Source organism: Thermomonas haemolytica (assembly GCF_004346265.1).
Lineage (GTDB): Bacteria > Pseudomonadota > Gammaproteobacteria > Xanthomonadales > Xanthomonadaceae > Thermomonas > Thermomonas haemolytica.
In genome coordinates, this window is record NZ_SMAP01000001.1 from 439,617 (window position 1) to 457,797 (window position 18,181).

Here is an 18,181-nt window from a genome sequence, read left to right on the forward strand (position 1 = left end):
TATTGCACGCCCGTCGTGGCGCGCGCAAGCGGCGGCTCAGACGCACAGCAGGCGTTCCATCAGGGTTGCGTACAGCGCAGGCAGGCGCTCGAGGTCGGCCACGCGCACGTGTTCGTCGACCTGGTGGATGCTGGCGTTGACCGGGCCGATCTCGATGCACTGCGCGCCCAGCGGGGCGATGAAGCGCGCATCCGAGGTGCCGCCGCCGGTGCTCTCCTCCGGCGGGTGGCCGGAAAACTCGGCGAGCACCGCGCGCGCGACCGCGCGCAGGCGGCCTTCCGGGGTATAGAACGGCTCGCCGCCGCGGTGCCAGGTGATGGCGTAATCCAGCCCGTGCGCGCGCAGCACGGCCTCGCATTCGGCTTCCAGCTGCTCGGCGCGCCAGTGCGGGTTGTAGCGCAGGTTGAACAGCACCGAAAGCTCGCCCGGGATCACGTTGTTGGCGCCGGTGCCCGCATGTACGTTGCTGATCTGCAGGCTGGTCGGCGGGAACGATTCATAGCCGTCGTCCCAGCGCCGGGCGGTGAGTTCCGCCAGCGCCGGCAGCGCCTGGTGGATCGGGTTGCGCGCCTTCTCCGGATACGCCACGTGGCCCTGGATGCCGCGCACCATCAGCGTGGCCGACAGCGTGCCGCGGCGGCCGACCCGCAGCAGGTCGCCCAGCACCTGCTTCGAGGACGGCTCGCCGGTGATGCACCAGTCGATGCGCTCGCCGCGTTCGCGCAGCACCTGCGCAACCTTGCGCACGCCATCGATGGCCTCGCCCTCCTCGTCCGAAGTCAGCAGCAAGGCCACCGTGCCCGGATGCGCGGGATGCGCGGCGACGAAGCGCTCCAGCGCCACCACGAAGGCCGCCACGCTGCCCTTCATGTCGGCGGCGCCGCGCCCGTACAGCAGGCCATCGCGCACCTCGGGAACGAACGGATCGCTGGCCCACGCCGCACGCGGGCCGGGCGGCACCACGTCGGTGTGGCCCAGGAGCAGCAGCACCGGGCCACCGCGGCCGTGGCTCGCCCAGAGGTTGTCCACCGCCCCGAAGCGCAGGTGCTCGACGGCGAACCCCGCGGCCTGCAGGCGCTGCGCGATCACTGCCTGGCAACCAGCATCCTCTGGCGTCACCGACGGCCGCGCGATGAGATCCCGGGTGAGTTGCAGCACATCGCTCATGGTGGTCAATCCTTCTCCCCTCGCAGGAGTTGGGGCAACGGTACGGCAAGCGACATCATCGCAGCGCCCCGAACCCTCACCCCGGCCCTCTCCCGCAGGGAGAGGGCGCCAAGATCAAATCCCGAACAGCTTCTTGAAGCCGTTGTCCGAAAAGCCCTGCGCGATGGTGCCGTCGTCCAGCACCACCACCGGCCGCCGGATCAGCTGCGGGTATTCGCGCAGCAGGAGCTTCCATTCGGCATCGCTGCCGGGGGTTTTGCGGTTGGGAGGCAGCTGGCGCCAGGTGGTCGAGGACTTGTTGACGAGCGCATCCCAGCCGCCCACCGCATCCCGCCATGCCAGCAGGGTCTCCGGCGGCTGCGGCTGCTCGCGGTAGTCCACGAACGCGTGCGGCACGTCGAAGCGCTTCAGCCAGTTGAGGGCCTTCTTGCAGGTGTCGCAGTTCTTCAATCCGTACAGGGTCGCGGCCATGTCAGTGCTTCACCACCGGCAGTTCGATGTAGCTGGAAGCCTCGGCGGAATGATGCACCGCGTTGTCCGCCACCACCATCGTGCTCTCGGTCTCGTTCGGGCCGCCGGTGTTGAGGTTGCGCGCGAACTTGGGGAAGTTGGAGCTGGTGATCTCCACCCGGATGCGGTGGCCCTTGCCGAACTGGATCGAGGTGGTGATCGGGGTCGGCCTGAGCGTGACCATCTGGCCGGGCTGCATTGGCTCCGGCTTGAGGTAGCCGTCGCGGTAGCGCGCGCGCAGGATGGTGTCGCCGATGATCCAGGCGGTGCCATCCGGCGCCACGTCCACCAGCTTCACCGCGAAGTCGGTGTCCTTGGCGCTGGACGAAACGTGCAGCAGCGGCTGCACGAAACCGGTCACTTCCAGCGGCTGCTCCAGCGGCGCGCTGGTGTACACCAGCACATCGTTGCGGATCTCCACCGGGCGCTGGTCGAAGGCACCGGGCACCACCAGCCCGCCGTTGCAGCAGTCGCCGCCGCCGATGGTCTGCACCGGGTTGGCCGGGTCGTAGCGGTAGCGGTCGGCCGGCTCCGTGCCGCGCGGGGCCTCGAAGCTGAGCACGCCGTCGCCCTCCAGCGAATTGGCGCGCCCGTTCGAGCGCAGGTACAGGCGCACCGGCTGCGCCGCCTTCGGCGGCCACTGCGCGTCGGACTGCCAGCGGTTCAACCCCATGGTGAAGTAGCGCACGTGCGGGGTCTCGGCCGGGAACGCCTTGGGCTGGTTCTTCAGCCAGCGGTCGAAGAAGGCCCAGATCTGCTGGTCCACCGGGAAGCTGGCGTCGCCCATCTCGCGGTCGCCGACCTTGTAGTCCTTGCCCAGGCGCGCGAACTGGCAATGCGGGTTCGGGCCCACCACCACGTACTGGTTGGCACTGGCCACGGGGTTGCTGTTCACGCTGCGCGCGTGGTTGTACAGCGCCATGTTCGGGCCGATCGACACGTCGTACCAGCTGTTGAACCACAGCGCCGGCACGCCCCAGCCCATGGAATCGTCGTACAGGCCGCCGGTCTTCCACGCCGGGTCGCCCGGGGTGCGCGCGATCTGCTGCTCGAACGTGCCCGCCGGCTCGCCCAGCGAGGACAGCAGGCTGGCGTACGGCAGGTGCCAGATGTGCTTCTTCCAGTCCACCTCGGGCTTCCTGGCATCGAGGTCGTTGTACTGGGCGATATGCGCGCGCATCGCACCGGTGACGGTATCGGGGATCTGCGCGCGCAGCGGATTGTCCACGCCGTACATCCACACCGCGAACAGGATGCGCGGCACGCCGCCGGTGTAGAAATTGCCCTGCTCCCAAAACGGGCCAACCTTGCCGATGCCCGCGCCCGCGGCCATCGGCACCATCGCCGCGTGCGCCGGGTGGTGCATCGCCGCCAGCGCCAGCTGCCACTCCGCCGACGACGAGCAGCCCAGCGTGCCCACCTTGCCGTTCGACCACGGCTGCTTGGCGATCCAGCTCAGGGTGTCGTAGCCGTCGGTCTGCGGGTAGCCGAGGATCTCGTACTTGCCCTGGCTGAAGTAGCGGCCGCGCTCGTTCTGCACGATGAAGGCATAGCCGTTGCGCACCGCCTCCACCGCGAAGCGGGCGGTGCTGCCGCGCGGGACGTGCTCGTTGTACGGCGTCTTCCACAGGATGGTGGGCAGCGGCCCGGTGGCGCCCTTCGGCCGCCAGATGTTGGTGGACAGGCCGATGCCGTCGCGCATCGGCACCAGCACCGCGGTATCGGCCTCGGAAATGGAGGCCAGCTCCGCGCGCAATCCCTCGTCGCTGTAGCGCGAGAGGTCCTGCGCGGAATTGGCCGAGGCGGCCGTCAGCGCGGCGACCAGCAAGGTGACGAGCAACGACGTCTTCATGGGGCGACTCCTCCAGGGCAATCGACGCTGGATACCGAACTCAACGAAGGTTGTCACAGCAGCCGTTCGGACACGACTCTAAATGGCACGCGAGGCAACAGGAAGCAGAGGGCTTGCTCCGCGCTCCCTCCCATGGCGCCCAGCAGTGGACATTCGATACCTTCGACCGCTACGGACAGCGGCCGCAAATGGGCAATGTTCACGGGCAGATCGATGCGGGTGAGAGCGATGCAGCCATCGGGCGCGATGGCCAGGGCAGCCTTTTGGCAGGCGAGGAACTCCCACGCTTGTTCCCGGCTACCGAATCGTCCCATCCACCAGGTGGCATCGACCTGCGCAGGATCGCAATCACGCAACACTGCCCGCATGCGCGGCGCACTGCCCTGCCCCGGATCGATCGACGTCACGATACGATCCGCGTCGATCCGATGCACGAAATCTGCCGCCAGATGCGGCTGCATCGCATCGCTCAGAAGCCGTGCGCCAATGACGTGCGGCAGGCTGTCCATCACGTTGCGCGCGAACAGCACGGTCGGCATCGCATCCGGCGGCTCGTCCTCGCGCTGCAGATACCAGCGCCAGTTGCTCTGCAAAGGCGAAGGCAACAGGCGTCGAAGTGGCCCCCATGCAGCTGGACCAAAACCGCCGTGCCGGTAGGTCAAGATCGTGAATGGCGTATGCCCGGTGCGTACCCAATAGCGGTATCCCGCCGGCGGTGCAGGCAGCTGATCCACATCCAGCCACCAGTTCATGTACACCACATCGGTCACGTCACTAGCGAGGATGGGCATCGGCATGCGCAAGGCCGCCCATCGGCGCAAAGCCGTCCAGCGCGGACAATCTACGAGGGCACCGATGAGCCGCCCAGAAAGCGAACCAGCGGGATGGCGATACTGTGCGGCAGTCGCAAGTGAATCGGCAACTTCAGGCATGCGGGCCTGCCCTCAGTCCGCCAGCCCGCGCAGCAGGTCGTTGACGCTGGTCTTGCCGCGGGTCTTCTCGTCCACCTGCTTGACGATCACCGCGCAGTACAGCGAATGGCTGCCGTCGGCCGCCGGCAGCGCGCCGGAGACCACCACGCTGTAGGGCGGCACGCTGCCGTAGCTGACCTCGCCGGTCATGCGGTTGTAGATGCGCGTGCTCTGGCCGAGGAACACGCCCATGCCGATCACGCTGTGATGTCCGACGATCACGCCCTCCACCACCTCGGAGCGCGCGCCGATGAAGCAATGGTCCTCGATGATGGTGGGCCCGGCCTGCAGCGGTTCCAGCACGCCGCCGATGCCGACGCCGCCGGACAGGTGGCAGCCACGTCCGATCTGCGCGCAGCTGCCGACCGTGGCCCAGGTATCCACCATCGTGCCCTCGCCTACGTAGGCGCCGATGTTGACGAAGCTCGGCATCAGCACCACATCGCGGCCGATATGGCTGCCGGCGCGCACCACTGCACCCGGCACCACGCGCGCGCCAAGCGCACGGAACGCTTCCGCATCAAACCCGGAAAAGCGCGCCGGCACCTTGTCCCAGAACGGCGCAGGCGAAGCGTCCACCACCGCCATGTCCTGGGTGCGGAAGTACAACAGCACCGCTTTCTTCAGCCACTGGTTCACCCGCCAGCCGCCGCTGCCATCGGGCTCGGCCACGCGCAGCTCGCCGCGCTCCAGCCCGGCGATGGCCGCGTCCACCGCCGGGCGCACGCGCGTGGCGATCTCATCGGCAGTCAACTCGGCGTGGCGCTCCCAGGCGTCGTCGAGGATGGCGCGCAGGGCATCGGTATCGGGCAGGCTCATCGTTTGTCTCCGTCGAGGGCGGCCAGCAGCGCGGCGCGCAGGGCGTCGCGCCGGTCCGGCGCCAGGGGGTGGTTGTGGGCATCGCTGACCAGCAGCAGGTCTTCGGCGCGCTCGCCGAAGGTGGCGATGCGCGCATCATGCACGCGCAGGCCGTGTTCGCGCAGCACGTGGGCGACGTCGGCCAGCAGCCCGGGGCGGTCGGTGCAGACCAGTTCGATGCGCGTGCCGCCGTCGAGATCGGTGAAATCCAGCTGCGGCGGCACCCGGAAGTGGCGCAGGTGCTGCGGCTGGCTGCGCCGCGCCGGACGCAGGCGGGCGATGTCGCCGGCCAGCGCGCGCGCCAGGGTCGTCGCCAGCAGCGCCGGCTCCGGCGCCTGCCGCTGCTCCGCCGGCAGCACGTGGAAGGTATCGAAGATGGTGCCGTCCGGGCCGTCCAGCGCGCGCGCCTGCAGCACGCTCATGCCCAGGCGGTCGAGGGTGATCACGATCGCGGCGAACAGGCCGTCGCGGTCGGGCATGTGCACCAGCACGTCCAGCCCGTCGCGGCCGTCGCGGCCCGGCATCGCGCGCGCCGCCACCACCGCCTGCCCGGGCGCAGCCTCGCGCAGCGCATTCGCCTGCCACGCGATCTGGTCGGCGCGGCTGCGCAGGAAGTTCTCCTCCGGCATGCGCGCGAATACGGCCTCGATCGTGCCCGCGTCGCACCCTTCGGCATGCAGCAGCGCGCGCGCCGCCTCGCGGTTCTCGGCGATCCGCTCCGCCACCGCCACCGGCTGCCCCAGCCCGCGCCGCAACGCCAGCCGGGTAGCGGCATGCAGGTCGGCCAGCAGGCGGTCCTTCCAGCTGTTCCAGAGCTTGGGAGAGGTGCCGGCGATGTCGGCGCAGGTCAGCAGGTACAGCGCGTCCAGGCGCTGGCGATCGCCTACCTCGGCGGCGAAGCGGTGGATCACGGCCGGATCGGTGATGTCCTGCTTCTGCGCGGTCACCGACATCAGCAGGTGCTTGCGCACCAGCCATTCCACCAGCGCGGTGTCGGGCTCGGATAGCGCGTGCGCCTCGCAGAAGGCGCGCGCATCCACCGCGCCAAGCTCGGAATGATCGCCGCCACGGCCCTTGCCGATGTCGTGGAACAGCCCCGCCAGCAGCAGCAGCTCGGGCTTGCGCAGCGACGGCCAGACCTGGTGGGCGGTGGAAAACCGCGGGTCCGGCTGGCCGCTGGCGAAACCTTCCAGGTTGCGCAGCACCGCCAGCGTGTGCTGGTCCACGGTGAACACGTGGAACAGGTCGAACTGCATGCGTCCGGACACCCGCTGGAACGCGGTGATCCAGCGCCCCAGCACGCCCGCGCGCGCCATTCGCTCCAGCGTGCGCACCGGCTGCGGGCCGCGCAGCAGGGCCATGAACGCGGCGCGCAGCGACGGCGGGGCCTCCTCGTAGGCTGGAATCTGCGGCAATTCCTGCGCCAGCTCGCGCGCTGTCTGCGAATGCAGTCCACGCAGGTCGGGATCGGCGGCCCATTGCAAAAACAAGGCGAAGATATGCGCCGGGTCCTGGCCCAGCCAGCCCGGGACGCGCGTGGCCAGATAGCCGCCACGGCGCTCGAAGTGGGCGTCGATCGGCTCCGGCGCCGCCACCCCGGCGAAATGCTCCTCGAAGCGCTGCAGCAGGCGGTCGCCGATCCGGCGCACCACCGCGGCGCTGCGGTAGAAGCCCTGCATCATCTGCTCGACCGCCAGTGCCTTGCCGTCGTCCACGTAGCCCAGCCGCTCGGCCAGCAGTTTCTGGTAATCGAAGCGCAGCCGCTCCTCGCGGCGCCCGGCAACCAGATGCAGGCCGTAGCGCAGCCGGCACAGCGCGCGCCGCTCGCGCTCCAGCGCGGCCGCCTCGTCCCAGCCGAGCCGGCCGAGCGCGACCAACCGGTCCAGCGCATGCACGCCGAAGCTGCGCAGCGCCAGCCAGCCCAGCACGTGCAGGTCGCGCAGGCCGCCCGGGCCGTCCTTCAGGTTCGGCTCGAGGTTGTCGGAGGTATCACCGAAGCGCGCGTGGCGCTGGCGCTGCTCCTCGCATTTGGCCTCGAAATACGCCTCCGGCGGCCACACCCGCGCCGGCGCGATCGCCTCGCGCAGGGATGCAGCCGCGGCGGCGTCCGCCACCAGCGGACGCGCCTCCATCAGCGCCGTGAGCACGCTGAGGTCGGCCGCGGCCTCGCTGCACTGCTGCGGCGAGCGCACCGCATGGCTGGCTTCCAGGCCGGCATCCCACAGCAGCGCCACGAACCGCGCCAGCGCGGATTCGAACCGGCGCTGCGCGGTGGTTTCCGCCAGCACCAGCAGGTCGATGTCGGAATGCGGGAACAGCTCGCCGCGGCCGTAGCCGCCGACCGCGAAGAGTGACAGCGGAGCCGGGGCCTGCGCCGCGTCCGCCGGGAAGCAACGGTGCCAGGCCGCGCGCACCTGCGCATCCACCGCGCGCGCGCGCAGCAGCACCAGGCGGTCGGCGGGAACTCCGGCGTCGTAGCGGCGGGCCAGGCGGGCGTCCGCGCGGGCCAGCACGGCTTTGGCCGCGGAAGACCAGCCGGCGTCGTCCGCCGCCGCCATGCTCACAGGTCGTTGTCGTCGCCCGGAAGCCGGGTGAGGATCTCCACCCCGTCGCGGGTGACCGCCACGGTGTGCTCCCACTGCGCCGACAGCTTGCGGTCCTTGGTCACCACGGTCCAGCCGTCCGGCAGCAGCCGGGTGTGCCGACTGCCCTCGTTGATCATCGGCTCGATGGTGAAGGTCATGCCTTCCTGCAGCACCAGGCCCTCGCCCGGGCGGCCGTAGTGCAGCACCTGCGGGTCGTCGTGGTAGACCTTGCCGATGCCGTGGCCGCAGTACTCGCGCACCACGCTGAAGCGCTGGCCCTCGGCGTATTCCTGGATGGCATGGCCGATATCGCCCAGGGTCGCGCCCGGGCGCACCGCGCGGATGCCGCGGAACATCGCCTCGCGGGTGACCTCGACCAGCCGCCGCGCCATCACCGAGGGCGTGCCCACGAAGTACATGCGGCTGGTGTCGCCGTGCCAGCCGTCCTTGATGACGGTGACGTCGATATTGACGATGTCGCCGTCCTTCAGCACTTTTGATTCGCTGGGAATGCCATGGCAGATGACGTTGTTGACCGAGGTGCACACGGTCTTGGGATAGCCGCGGTAGCCCACGTTGGCCGGGATCGCGCCCTGCACGTTCACGATGTGGTCGTGGCAGATGCGGTCGAGTTCCTCGGTGGTGACGCCCGGCTTCACGAACGGGGCGACCACCTGCAGCACTTCGGCGGCCAGGCGGCCGGCCTCGCGCATCTTCTCGATCTCGGCGGGGGTCTTCAGGTGGATGCTCATGCCCGGATTATCGCGCATTTGCCCGCGCCGCGCGCCGCGGCTATACTCCGCCAGCTGCAAAAGCCGCCACGCCGGGCGTCACCGGCGAATCCACACCCATCGGCAACCCCTGCTCCGGGGTGCCCGCGCAAGCGGGTTCGGCAGCAGTGACGATGGGGAGGCCCAACCCCGGGATCCAGCGCCCGCCGCGTGCGGCAGGGCGCAGTGCCACATTTCCCGGCGCGGATTCCACCACATCGGAGTTTTTAGCAATGCCCCAGATCACCATGCGCCAGATGCTGGAAGCCGGCGTCCACTTCGGCCACCAGACCCGCTACTGGAACCCCAAGATGGGCCCGTACATCTTCGGTGCCCGCGGCAAGATCCACATCATCAACCTCGAGAAGACCGTCCCGCTGTTCAACGACGCGATGAACTTCATCAGCGGCGTGGCCCAGAAGCGCGGCATCGTCCTGTTCGTCGGCACCAAGCGCAGCGCGCGCGAGGCGATCAAGGAAGAGGCCGAGCGCTGCGGCATGCCGTACATGACCCAGCGCTGGCTGGGCGGCACCCTGACCAACTTCGCCACCGTGAAGAAGTCGGTCGCGCGCCTGAAGGAACTCGAGGCCGCCGAGACCGACGGCACCTTCCAGAAGCTGGTGAAGCATGAAGTGATGGCGCTGCGCCGCGAGCGCGAGAAGCTGGAAGCCAGCCTGGGCGGCATCAAGGACATGAACCGCCTGCCCGACGCGCTGTTCGTGATCGACATCGGCCACGAGGACATCGCCATCAAGGAAGCCAAGAAACTGGGCATCCCGGTGGTGGCGGTGGTGGATACCAACTACGACCCGGCGCTGGTGGACTACGCCATCCCGGGCAACGACGACGCCATCCGCGCCGTGCAGCTGTATGCCCGCGCCGCCGCCGACGCGGTCCTGGAAGGCAAGGCCGCCGCCCCGAACTCCGCCTCGGTGCGCGAAGAGGACTTCGCCGCCGCGGTCGAGGGCGAGGACGCCGCCAAGCCGGCCCGCCGCAACGGCAAGAAGGGCGAGTAATCGTCCGGTCACGCGGCCGCGCCATGCTGCGCGGCCGCGATTCGCATTTGCTCGTCATTCCCGCGAATGCGGGAATCCAGCCTTTCCAGCGCCGCACATCGGATCCAACGGCTGAATCCCCGCTTCCGTGGGGATGACGTTCCCAAACATCTGGAGGTAATCCCCAATGGCTGAAATCACCGCTTCCCTCGTGAAGGAACTGCGCGAGCGCACCGGCGCCGGCATGATGGAGTGCAAGAAGGCACTCACCGAAAACAACGGCGACATCGATGCCGCCGCCGAGTGGCTGCGCAAGTCGGGCCTGGCCAAGGCCGACAAGAAGGCCAGCCGCGTGGCCGCCGAAGGCCGCATCGCCGCGGCCCAGGACGGCGGCAAGGCCGTGCTGGTCGAGGTCAACTCCGAGACCGACTTCGTGGCCAAGGACAGCAACTTCATCGCCCTGTGCGAGGCCGTGGCCCAGGCCGCGCTGGCCTCCGGCAGCGCCGACGTGGAGACCCTGAAGGCCGCCAAGCTGGCCTCCGGCGAGACCGTCGAGGAAGCCCGTGCCGCCGCCGTCGCCAAGCTGGGCGAGAACATCCAGGTGCGCCGCATGGTGCGCATGGACACCGCCAACCACGTGGCGGCCTACGTCCACGGCGGCAAGATCGGCGTGCTGGTCGAACTGGCCGGCGGCGACGCCGAGCTGGCGCGCGGCCTGGCCATGCACGTGGCGGCGATGAACCCGCCCTACAACAAGGCCGCCGACGTGCCGGCCGAGTTCATCGCCAAGGAAAAGGAGATCGAGCTGGCCAAGATGAGCGAGAAGGACAAGGCCAAGCCGGCCGACATCCTGGAGAAGATCATCAGCGGCAAGCTCAACAAGATCGTCAACGAGGTCACCCTGTACGGCCAGCCCTACGTGCTGGACGGCGACAAGACCGTCGAGGCGGTGCTCAAGGCCGCCGGCGCCGACGTGATCGGCTTCCAGCGCCTGGTGGTCGGCGAAGGCATCGAGAAGGTGCAGGAAGACTACCTGGCCGAAGTCGCCAAGGCGATGCAGGTCTGAGGCAGCCCTGATGCAGGCCTGAGACAGGCCGCGGGCGTCGCCACTGGCGCCGAAACCCGCCGCGCATCACGAAAAACCCGCCGCAAGGCGGGTTTTTCGTGCCGCTAATTCCCCCTTTGCGCGTTGCCATCGCATACTAGCCATTCAGGATCAGAGCCCACCCGCCGGATGCGACCCGAACTCGAAAGCACGCTGCTGCACTGCCGCAACCTGCCCTCGCCGCCCGGGGTGGCGCTGCAGATCATCGACCTTGCGCAGAACCCGAACGCGACCCTGGCCGACGTGGCCCAGATCGTGGGCATGGATCCGGCCCTGAGCGCGCGCCTGCTGCGGATGGCCAATTCCCCGCTGTACGCCACCCGGCGCCGTGCCGGCACCCTGGCGCAGGCGATGACCACCCTGGGGGTGAACGCCACCCTCAGCCTGGCGCTCGGGTTCTCGCTGATGCAGGGCCTGCGCGGCAGCCACGGCAGCGAGGCCCTGCAGGAGCATCTCTGGCGCCGCAGCGTGCTGGCCGGCCTGGCGGCGCGCATCCTCGGGCAGCACGCCGGCGTCCCCCGCACCGATACCCTGATGCTGGCTGGCCTGCTGCAGGACATGGGCCGGCTGGCGCTGCTGCAGGCGCTCACCGACGGCTATGCCTCGCTGTGCGCGAAGGCCAACGGCAACGACGCGCTGCTGGTGCTGGAGCGCGCCCACTACGGCAGCGACCACGCGGAAATCGGCGCCTGGCTGGCCGCGCGCTGGAACCTGCCGGGCTACCTGGTGGATGCCATCGCCCGCAGCGAGGACGAGCGCCCCGCGGAGGACCTGCTGCAGCGCTGCGTGCAGGCCTCCGGCGCAATCGCCGACCTGTGGCTGGCCGGCGAACGGCCGGCGGACGTGCTGGTCGAACTCGCGCAGGCCCGCATCGCCACCTGCACCGGCGAGGGCGGCCCCGGCCTGGACGCGCTGCTGCCCGAGATCGCCGCCTCGGTGCCGGAGATCGCCACCGTGTTCGACGTGCACATCGACAACCCGGCGCACCTGCAGTCGATCGGCGAGCACGCGCGCGAACTTCTGATCCTGCGCAACCTGCGCCAGATCCAGGAAATGGCGCAGACGCGCGACGAGGCGCACGCGCTCGAGGAGCGCATGCGCCAGCTCACCGAGCAGTCGCGCCGCGACCCGCTGACCGGCGTGCACAACCGCCTGCACATGGAGGAGTCGCTGGAGCGCGCGTTCGCCATCGCCGGCCAGCATTCGCCGCTGGCACTGGCGCTGATCGACATCGACGACTTCAAGCAGATCAACGACGGCCACGGCCACCTGGTGGGCGACCAGGTGCTGCGCCAGTTCGCACTCAGCCTGCAGGGCAGCCTGCGCGCCAGCGACCTGCTGGCCCGCTACGGCGGCGAGGAGTTCCTGCTGGTGCTGCCCTATTCCGACGAGGAGGCCGCCATCGTGGTGCTGCAGCGCCTGCTGGCCGAGGTGGCGCGGCTGCCGATGGCGGTGGTGGAAGGCCGCCCCATCCACGTCACCTTCTCCGCCGGGGTCGCCGTGCAGAACGGCAGTCACGCCCGCTTCGACAACGTGGTGGCGATGCTGCAGGCCGCCGACGGCGCGCTGTACGCGGCCAAGCGCGGTGGCCGCAACCGCGTGCATCTGCATCGCGGATAAACCCGCCGGCGTGCCGGGCGGCGGCCCGGCGCGCGCTTTCCGCTAGAATTCCCGGGATTTTTCCAACGCCCGAGGCCCGCCATGTCCGAACTCGCCCATCGCCGCATCCTGCTGAAACTTTCGGGCGAGGCGCTGATGGGGGACGAGGACTACGGCATCGACCCGAAGGTACTGACCCGGATCGCGCGCGAGGTGATCGAGGCGCGCGAGGCTGGCGCCGAGATCGCGCTGGTGATCGGCGGCGGCAACATCTTCCGCGGCGCGGGGCTGGCCGCCAGCGGCATGGACCGGGTCACCGGCGACCACATGGGCATGCTGGCCACCGTGATCAACGCGCTGGCGATGCAGGATGCGCTGGAAAAACTGGGCGCCAAGTGCCGGGTGATGAGCGCGATCAAGATCAACGACGTGTGCGAGGACTACATCCGCCGCCGCGCCGTGCGCCACCTCGAGAAGGGCCGCATCACCATCTTCGCCGCCGGCACCGGCAACCCGTTCTTCACCACCGATTCCGGCGCCGCGCTGCGCGCGATCGAGATCGGCGCCGACCTGCTGCTGAAGGCGACCAAGGTGGACGGGGTGTACGACAAGGACCCGAACAAGCACGCGGACGCGATCAAGCTGGAAAACCTGACCTACGACGAGGTGATCGCCCGCGACCTGCAGGTGATGGACACCGCCGCGTTCGCCCTGTGCCGCGACGCCGGCCTGCCACTGCGCATCTTCGACATGGCCCAGCCCGGGGTGCTGCTGCGGATCCTGCGCGGCGAGCCGCTGGGCACCCTGGTGCACGGCCGCGGCTGAGTGCCGGAGCGGGCGCCGGCGCCGATGCGCGCCGGGCCGCGCCTATATAATCGCCGGTTCGCAGAACACCACCCCCGGAGCCACGCCGCCATGTTGAACGAGATCAAGAAAGACGCCCAGGCCCGCATGGCCAAGAGCATCGAGGCGCTGCGCCACAACCTGGTCAAGGTGCGCACCGGGCGCGCCTCCACCGGGCTGGTCGATTCCATCAAAGTGGTGGCCTATGGCAGCGAAGTGCCGCTGTCGCAGGTGGCCAGCGTGTCGGTGGCCGACGCCCGCTCGCTGGTGATCACGCCGTGGGACAAGACCGTGGTGGGCGCGGTGGAGAAGGCGATCCTCGCCTCCGACCTGGGCCTGACCCCGAACACCGCCGGCACCACCATCCGCCTGAACCTGCCGGCGCTGACCGAGGAGCGCCGCCGCGACCTGACCAAGGTGGTGCATGGCGAGGGCGAGGACGCCAAGGTGGCCATCCGCAACATCCGCCGCGACGCCAACCACCAGGTGAAGGAGCTGCTGAAGGACAAGCAGATCACCGAGGACGAGAGCGCGCGCGCCGAGGCCGAGATCCAGAAGATCACCGACGCGGCGATCAAGGACGTGGACGAGGTGGTGAAGGCCAAGGAAGCCGAGCTGATGGCGGTCTGAGCGGCCGCACCGGACCGCCCGCCGATGCCCTTCCCGCGCATGCCCTCGCCGCACATGCCCGTGCCCGCCGCGTGAGCGCCCTGCCCGCCCCGGTGCCCCGCCATCTGGCCATCGTGATGGATGGCAACGGCCGCTGGGCGCAGCAGCGGCACCGCCCGCGGCTGGTCGGGCACCGCGCCGGCGCGCGCGCGGTCAATCGATGCGTGGAGTTCTGCCTGCAGCGCGGGATCGCGGCACTGACCCTGTTCGCCTTCTCCAGCGAGAACTGGAGGCGGCCGGCCGAGGAGGTCGGCGGCCTGATGAAGCTGTTCCTCGGCGCGCTGGAGCGCGAGGTGGACGAGTTGCACCGGCTGGGCGTGCGCCTGCGCTTCATCGGCGAGCGCGCGCGCTTCGACGCCCCGCTGCAGGCGCGGATGCAGGCGGCCGAAGCGCTGACCGCCGGCAACGCGCGCCTGGCCCTGACCATCGCCGCCAGCTACGGCGGCCGCCAGGACATCGCCAGCGCCGCGCGCGCCCTGGCCGAGGACGTGGCCGCCGGGCGCCTGCGCCCGGAACAGATCGACGAGGACGCGCTGGGCGCACGCATGGCGCTGGCCGACCTGCCCGCGCCGGACCTGTTCATCCGCACCGGCGGCGAGCTGCGCATCAGCAATTTCCTGCTGTGGCAGCTGGCCTACACCGAGCTGTGGTTCACCGATACCCTGTGGCCCGAGGTCGATGCCGGCGTGCTGGACGCGGCGCTGGCCGACTACGCCGTCCGCGAGCGCCGCTTCGGCCTGACCGGCGAGCAGGTACGCCACCCCAGCGGGAGAACCTCTTGACCCGAACCCGTGTACTGGCCGCCCTGGCCATGGCCCCGGTCGCCATCGGCGCCGTCCTGCTGCTGCCCACCAGCTGGCTGATGCTGCCCAGCGCGGTGGTGTTCCTGCTCGCGCTGTGGGAGTGGCTGCGGCTGGCCGAGGTGGAGGACACCCTGGCACGCAGCATCCTGCTGGCCTGCAACCTGGCGCTGATGGTCGCGCTGGTGTGGGGCTCGCGCTCGCAGCACGCCGGCGCGCTGCCGCTGTTCCAGGTTGCCGTGGTGCTGGGCGTGGCCTGGTGGCTGCTGAGCCTGCTGTGGCTGCGCCACTACGACTTCGCCGCCCGCCACGACGGCAATGCGCGGATGTTCAAGCTGGCCGCCGGGACCGCGGCGATCGTGCCGGCCTGGTGCGCGCTGGCCCTGATCCACGCCAGCCAGCCCAGCGGCCACCGCTGGCTGCTGCTGGCCCTGCTGCTGGTCTGGGCGGCCGACACCGGCGCCTACTTCACCGGCCGCCGCTTCGGCGGGCAGTGGTTCGGCGGGCGCCGGCTGGCGCCGCGGATCAGCCCGAACAAGACCTGGGAAGGCGTGGTCGGCGGCGTGGTACTGGCCATGCTGGTCGCGGTACTGGGCGCGCTGGTGATCGGCGCGCACGCGGCGCAGCTACCCGGCATCGCGCTGGTGGCGGCGATCACCGTGCTGTTCGCGGTCGCTGGCGACCTGTTCGAAAGCCTGCTCAAGCGTCACGCCGGGCTGAAGGATTCCGGCACCCTGATCCCCGGCCACGGCGGCGTGCTGGACCGGATGGACAGCGTGCTGGCCGCGCTGCCGGTATTCGCACTGGGCAAGATCTGGCTGGGGTTCTGAAGATGCAGCGGGTCGCGGTCCTGGGGGCCACCGGTTCGATCGGCACGTCCGCGCTGGACGTCATCGCGCGCCATCCGCAGGCGATGCGGGCCAGCGTGCTGGCGGCCGGTCGCCAGGTCGAGGCGCTGCTCGCGCTGTGCCGCACGCACCGCCCGGAACATGCGGTGATCGCCGATCCGGCCGCATACCCGGCCCTGCGCGACGGCCTGCGCGCGGCCGGGTTGGACACCCAGGCGCATGCCGGTGCCGCGGCGCTGGACGCGCTGGTCGCCGGCGATGCCTGCGACACCGTGGTCGCCGCGATCGTCGGCGCCGCCGGCCTGTCCTCCACCCTCGCCGCCGCGCGCGCGGGCAAGCGCCTGCTGCTGGCCAACAAGGAATCGCTGGTGCTGGCCGGCGAGCTCCTGATGCGCGAAGCGCACGTCCACGCGGCGACCATCATCCCGATCGACAGCGAGCACAACGCGATCTTCCAGTGCCTGGCCGACGGCAACCCGCCGGCGCGGATCACCCTGACCGCCTCCGGCGGCCCGTTCCGCGGCTGGTCGGGCGCGGCGCTGGCTGCGGTCACCCCGGCGCAGGCGGTGGCGCATCCGAAGTGGTCGATGGGGCCGAAGATCTCGGTCGATTCCGCCACCCTGATGAACAAGGGGCTGGAGGTGATCGAGGCCCACCACCTGTTCGCGGTCCCGGCGGACGCCATCCGCGTGCTGGTGCATCCGCAGTCGCTGGTGCACTCGCTGGTGGATTTCACCGACGGCAGCAGCCTGGCCCAGCTCGGTCTGCCCGACATGCGCACCGCGCTGGCGGTGGGCCTCGGCTGGCCGCGGCGGATCGCCTCCGGGGTCGGTGCGCTGGACCTACTGGCGCAGGGCGGACGGCTGGAGTTCGAGGCGCCCGACTTCGAGGCGTTTCCCTGCCTGGCGCTGGCCTTCGCTGCACTGGAGGCAGGCGGCACCGCGCCGGCCGTGCTCAACGCCGCCAACGAAGAGGCGGTTTCAGCCTTTCTTCAGGGCCGGATTGGTTTTCTGGACATTCCCGACACCGTCAGCGCGACCCTGGACGCCATGCCGCCACACGCCGCCGATTCCCTGGAGACGCTGCTGGCAGCGGATGCGCGCGCACGCGCGCTGGCGCAAGCCCGGATTGCCGCGCGCGGGGGGCAGGCATGAGCGGCATGGGCTCGGTGCTCGGCTCGATCTGGTGGCTGCTGGTGGCGCTGGGGGTGCTGGTCACCTTCCATGAATTCGGCCACTTCTGGGTCGCGCGCCGCTTCGGGGTCAAGGTGCTGCGCTTCTCGATTGGCTTCGGCAAGCCGCTGTGGCGCTGGCACGGCAAGGACGGCACCGAATATGTGATTGCCGCGCTGCCGCTGGGCGGCTACGTGCGCATGCTGGACGAGCGCGAGGGCGATGTCCCCGCCACCGAGGCGCACCTGGCCTTCAACCGCAAGCCGGTGCTGCAGCGGATGGCGATCGTCGCCGCCGGCCCATTGGCGAACCTGCTGCTGGCGTTCCTGCTGCTGTGGGGGATGCTGGTCATCGGCCGTCCCGACTATGCCCCGGTGGTGGGCCAGGCGCAGGCTATCGCCGCCGAGGCCGGCCTGCAGCCGGGCGACCGCGTACTGCGGGTGGGCGACCGCGCCACCCCGACCTGGAGCGAACTGCAGATGGCGCTGGTGGTGGCCGCACTGGATCGCCAGCCGGTGCCGCTGGAGATCCGCCGTGCGGACGGCCAGGAGGTGCGCCGCACCCTGCCGCTGCAGCGGATCCCGCCGCAGGTGGACGAGCTGCACGCGCTGGGCGCGATCGGGCTGGTACCGCGCCATCTATTGGTGCCGGCGGTGGTCGGCAGCGTGCGCGAGGGCAGCCCGGCCTGGGGCATGCTCGCCGAGGGCGATCGCATCACCGCCATCGACGGCCACCCGGTGGCCACCTTCGAGGACATCGCCCCGCTGGTACGCAAGCTCGGCCAGCGCGGCGGCCCCGGCATGGTCGAAGTCGAGCGCGACGGCGAGCGGCTGGCGCTGGAATTGACGCCACAACGGATCACCGGCCGCGACGGCCAGCCGCAGTGGATCCTGGGCATCACCAATGCCCCGGCCGGCACCCCGCCGCGCGATGCGGTGCTGCGCCTGTCGGCCTTGCCGGCGATCCCGGCGGCCGTGCGCGAAACCGGGTTCCAGGTGCGGCAGCTGGTGGACATGCTGGGGCGCGCGGTCAGCGGCCAGGTGGCGGTCGAGAACACGGTGTCCGGGCCGATCACCATCGCCCGCGCCGCCAACGACTTCGCCGCGCGCGGCCCGGCCTGGTTCCTGAACTTCCTGGCCCTGCTGTCGGTCAGCCTGGCGTTGATCAACCTGCTGCCGATCCCCGTCTTGGACGGGGGTCACCTGCTGTATTACCTTATCGAGCTGGTCACCCGCCGCCCGCTGGGCGAACGGGCCATGGCCGTGGGCCAGTACATCGGGCTTGCGCTGGTCGCAGGCTTGATGGGACTGGCCTTCTACAACGACATCCTGCACCTGGTGTCGTGATGCAATACCCCTTACGCCGGCCGGCGCTGCATGCCGCGGCCCCCATCCCGTCGGGCGCCCGCGCAGGCATCCCCGGCGGGCCGCTCCGCAC

16 protein-coding genes are annotated in these 18,181 nt (G+C 70.2%); 9 read left to right on the forward strand and 7 right to left on the reverse strand.

What is annotated here, in order from left to right:
* Nucleotides 1-36: 36 nt before the first annotated feature.
* The 7 genes from dapE to map form a co-directional block, all read right to left on the reverse strand.
* Nucleotides 37-1,167 (reverse strand): succinyl-diaminopimelate desuccinylase, encoded by a 1,131-nt coding sequence (dapE, locus tag EDC34_RS02070; RefSeq protein ID WP_114959178.1) that lies wholly within the window; start codon nucleotides 1,165-1,167, stop codon nucleotides 37-39.
* Between the two features lie 114 nt (nucleotides 1,168-1,281).
* The gene (locus tag EDC34_RS02075; protein WP_114959179.1) at nucleotides 1,282-1,638 is read right to left on the reverse strand and encodes a Spx/MgsR family RNA polymerase-binding regulatory protein; all 357 of its coding nucleotides are present in this window, start codon (nucleotides 1,636-1,638) and stop codon (nucleotides 1,282-1,284) included.
* Nucleotide 1,639: 1 nt separating this feature from the next.
* Complete coding sequence (locus EDC34_RS02080) at nucleotides 1,640-3,529, reverse strand: CocE/NonD family hydrolase (RefSeq protein ID WP_114959180.1); 1,890 nt, start codon at nucleotides 3,527-3,529, stop codon at nucleotides 1,640-1,642.
* 53 nt (nucleotides 3,530-3,582) lie between these two features.
* Entirely contained in the window at nucleotides 3,583-4,461 is an 879-nt protein-coding gene (locus EDC34_RS02085; protein WP_114959181.1) for a hypothetical protein, read from the reverse strand.
* 12 nt (nucleotides 4,462-4,473) lie between these two features.
* The gene (gene dapD / locus EDC34_RS02090; protein ID WP_114959182.1) at nucleotides 4,474-5,319 is read right to left on the reverse strand and encodes a 2,3,4,5-tetrahydropyridine-2,6-dicarboxylate N-succinyltransferase; all 846 of its coding nucleotides are present in this window, start codon (nucleotides 5,317-5,319) and stop codon (nucleotides 4,474-4,476) included.
* The gene (gene glnD / locus EDC34_RS02095) at nucleotides 5,316-7,916 is read right to left on the reverse strand and encodes a [protein-PII] uridylyltransferase (protein ID WP_114959183.1); all 2,601 of its coding nucleotides are present in this window, start codon (nucleotides 7,914-7,916) and stop codon (nucleotides 5,316-5,318) included. The genes dapD and glnD overlap by 4 nt, the downstream gene beginning before the upstream one ends.
* A gap of 2 nt (nucleotides 7,917-7,918) precedes the next feature.
* Nucleotides 7,919-8,695, reverse strand: a complete 777-nt coding sequence (map, locus tag EDC34_RS02100) for a type I methionyl aminopeptidase (protein ID WP_114959184.1) — start codon at nucleotides 8,693-8,695, stop codon at nucleotides 7,919-7,921.
* Between the two features lie 251 nt (nucleotides 8,696-8,946).
* On the opposite strand from map, the gene rpsB reads away from it, so the two are divergent.
* From rpsB to rseP, 9 genes are all read left to right on the forward strand, one after another.
* Complete coding sequence (gene rpsB / locus EDC34_RS02105) at nucleotides 8,947-9,729, forward strand: 30S ribosomal protein S2 (protein ID WP_114959185.1); 783 nt, start codon at nucleotides 8,947-8,949, stop codon at nucleotides 9,727-9,729.
* A gap of 166 nt (nucleotides 9,730-9,895) precedes the next feature.
* Nucleotides 9,896-10,774, forward strand: a complete 879-nt coding sequence (gene tsf, locus EDC34_RS02110; protein ID WP_114959186.1) for a translation elongation factor Ts — start codon at nucleotides 9,896-9,898, stop codon at nucleotides 10,772-10,774.
* Between the two features lie 168 nt (nucleotides 10,775-10,942).
* Entirely contained in the window at nucleotides 10,943-12,433 is a 1,491-nt protein-coding gene (locus EDC34_RS02115) for a GGDEF domain-containing protein (RefSeq protein WP_114959187.1), read from the forward strand.
* Nucleotides 12,434-12,514: 81 nt separating this feature from the next.
* Nucleotides 12,515-13,237 carry a UMP kinase gene (pyrH, locus tag EDC34_RS02120; protein WP_114959188.1) on the forward strand — a complete coding sequence of 241 codons (723 nt, stop codon included), beginning with the start codon at nucleotides 12,515-12,517 and terminating at the stop codon, nucleotides 13,235-13,237.
* Nucleotides 13,238-13,327: 90 nt separating this feature from the next.
* The gene (frr, locus tag EDC34_RS02125; RefSeq protein ID WP_114959189.1) at nucleotides 13,328-13,885 is read left to right on the forward strand and encodes a ribosome recycling factor; all 558 of its coding nucleotides are present in this window, start codon (nucleotides 13,328-13,330) and stop codon (nucleotides 13,883-13,885) included.
* 71 nt (nucleotides 13,886-13,956) lie between these two features.
* Nucleotides 13,957-14,706 carry a polyprenyl diphosphate synthase gene (gene uppS, locus EDC34_RS02130; RefSeq protein WP_162797657.1) on the forward strand — a complete coding sequence of 250 codons (750 nt, stop codon included), beginning with the start codon at nucleotides 13,957-13,959 and terminating at the stop codon, nucleotides 14,704-14,706.
* Entirely contained in the window at nucleotides 14,703-15,554 is an 852-nt protein-coding gene (locus EDC34_RS02135) for a phosphatidate cytidylyltransferase (RefSeq protein ID WP_114959190.1), read from the forward strand. The genes uppS and EDC34_RS02135 overlap by 4 nt, the downstream gene beginning before the upstream one ends.
* A gap of 2 nt (nucleotides 15,555-15,556) precedes the next feature.
* A complete protein-coding gene (gene dxr, locus EDC34_RS02140) occupies nucleotides 15,557-16,726 on the forward strand; it encodes a 1-deoxy-D-xylulose-5-phosphate reductoisomerase (RefSeq protein WP_114959191.1) in 1,170 nt (389 codons plus the stop codon).
* 5 nt (nucleotides 16,727-16,731) lie between these two features.
* Entirely contained in the window at nucleotides 16,732-18,090 is a 1,359-nt protein-coding gene (rseP, locus tag EDC34_RS02145; protein ID WP_114959281.1) for an RIP metalloprotease RseP, read from the forward strand.
* Nucleotides 18,091-18,181: the final 91 nt, after the last annotated feature.

Excerpts from the sequence above, each read along its gene's own strand:
- dapE (WP_114959178.1), bottom strand. The coding sequence starts at position 1,167 with ATGAGCGATGTGCTGCAACTCACCCGGGATCTCATCGCGCGGCCGTCG.
- EDC34_RS02075 (WP_114959179.1), bottom strand. The coding sequence starts at position 1,638 with ATGGCCGCGACCCTGTACGGATTGAAGAACTGCGACACCTGCAAGAAG.
- EDC34_RS02080 (WP_114959180.1), bottom strand. The coding sequence starts at position 3,529 with ATGAAGACGTCGTTGCTCGTCACCTTGCTGGTCGCCGCGCTGACGGCC.
- EDC34_RS02085 (WP_114959181.1), bottom strand. The coding sequence starts at position 4,461 with ATGCCTGAAGTTGCCGATTCACTTGCGACTGCCGCACAGTATCGCCAT.
- dapD (WP_114959182.1), bottom strand. The coding sequence starts at position 5,319 with ATGAGCCTGCCCGATACCGATGCCCTGCGCGCCATCCTCGACGACGCC.
- glnD (WP_114959183.1), bottom strand. The coding sequence starts at position 7,916 with ATGGCGGCGGCGGACGACGCCGGCTGGTCTTCCGCGGCCAAAGCCGTG.
- map (WP_114959184.1), bottom strand. The coding sequence starts at position 8,695 with ATGAGCATCCACCTGAAGACCCCCGCCGAGATCGAGAAGATGCGCGAG.
- rpsB (WP_114959185.1), top strand. The coding sequence starts at position 8,947 with ATGCCCCAGATCACCATGCGCCAGATGCTGGAAGCCGGCGTCCACTTC.
- tsf (WP_114959186.1), top strand. The coding sequence starts at position 9,896 with ATGGCTGAAATCACCGCTTCCCTCGTGAAGGAACTGCGCGAGCGCACC.
- EDC34_RS02115 (WP_114959187.1), top strand. The coding sequence starts at position 10,943 with ATGCGACCCGAACTCGAAAGCACGCTGCTGCACTGCCGCAACCTGCCC.
- pyrH (WP_114959188.1), top strand. The coding sequence starts at position 12,515 with ATGTCCGAACTCGCCCATCGCCGCATCCTGCTGAAACTTTCGGGCGAG.
- frr (WP_114959189.1), top strand. The coding sequence starts at position 13,328 with ATGTTGAACGAGATCAAGAAAGACGCCCAGGCCCGCATGGCCAAGAGC.
- dxr (WP_114959191.1), top strand. The coding sequence starts at position 15,557 with ATGCAGCGGGTCGCGGTCCTGGGGGCCACCGGTTCGATCGGCACGTCC.
- rseP (WP_114959281.1), top strand. The coding sequence starts at position 16,732 with ATGGGCTCGGTGCTCGGCTCGATCTGGTGGCTGCTGGTGGCGCTGGGG.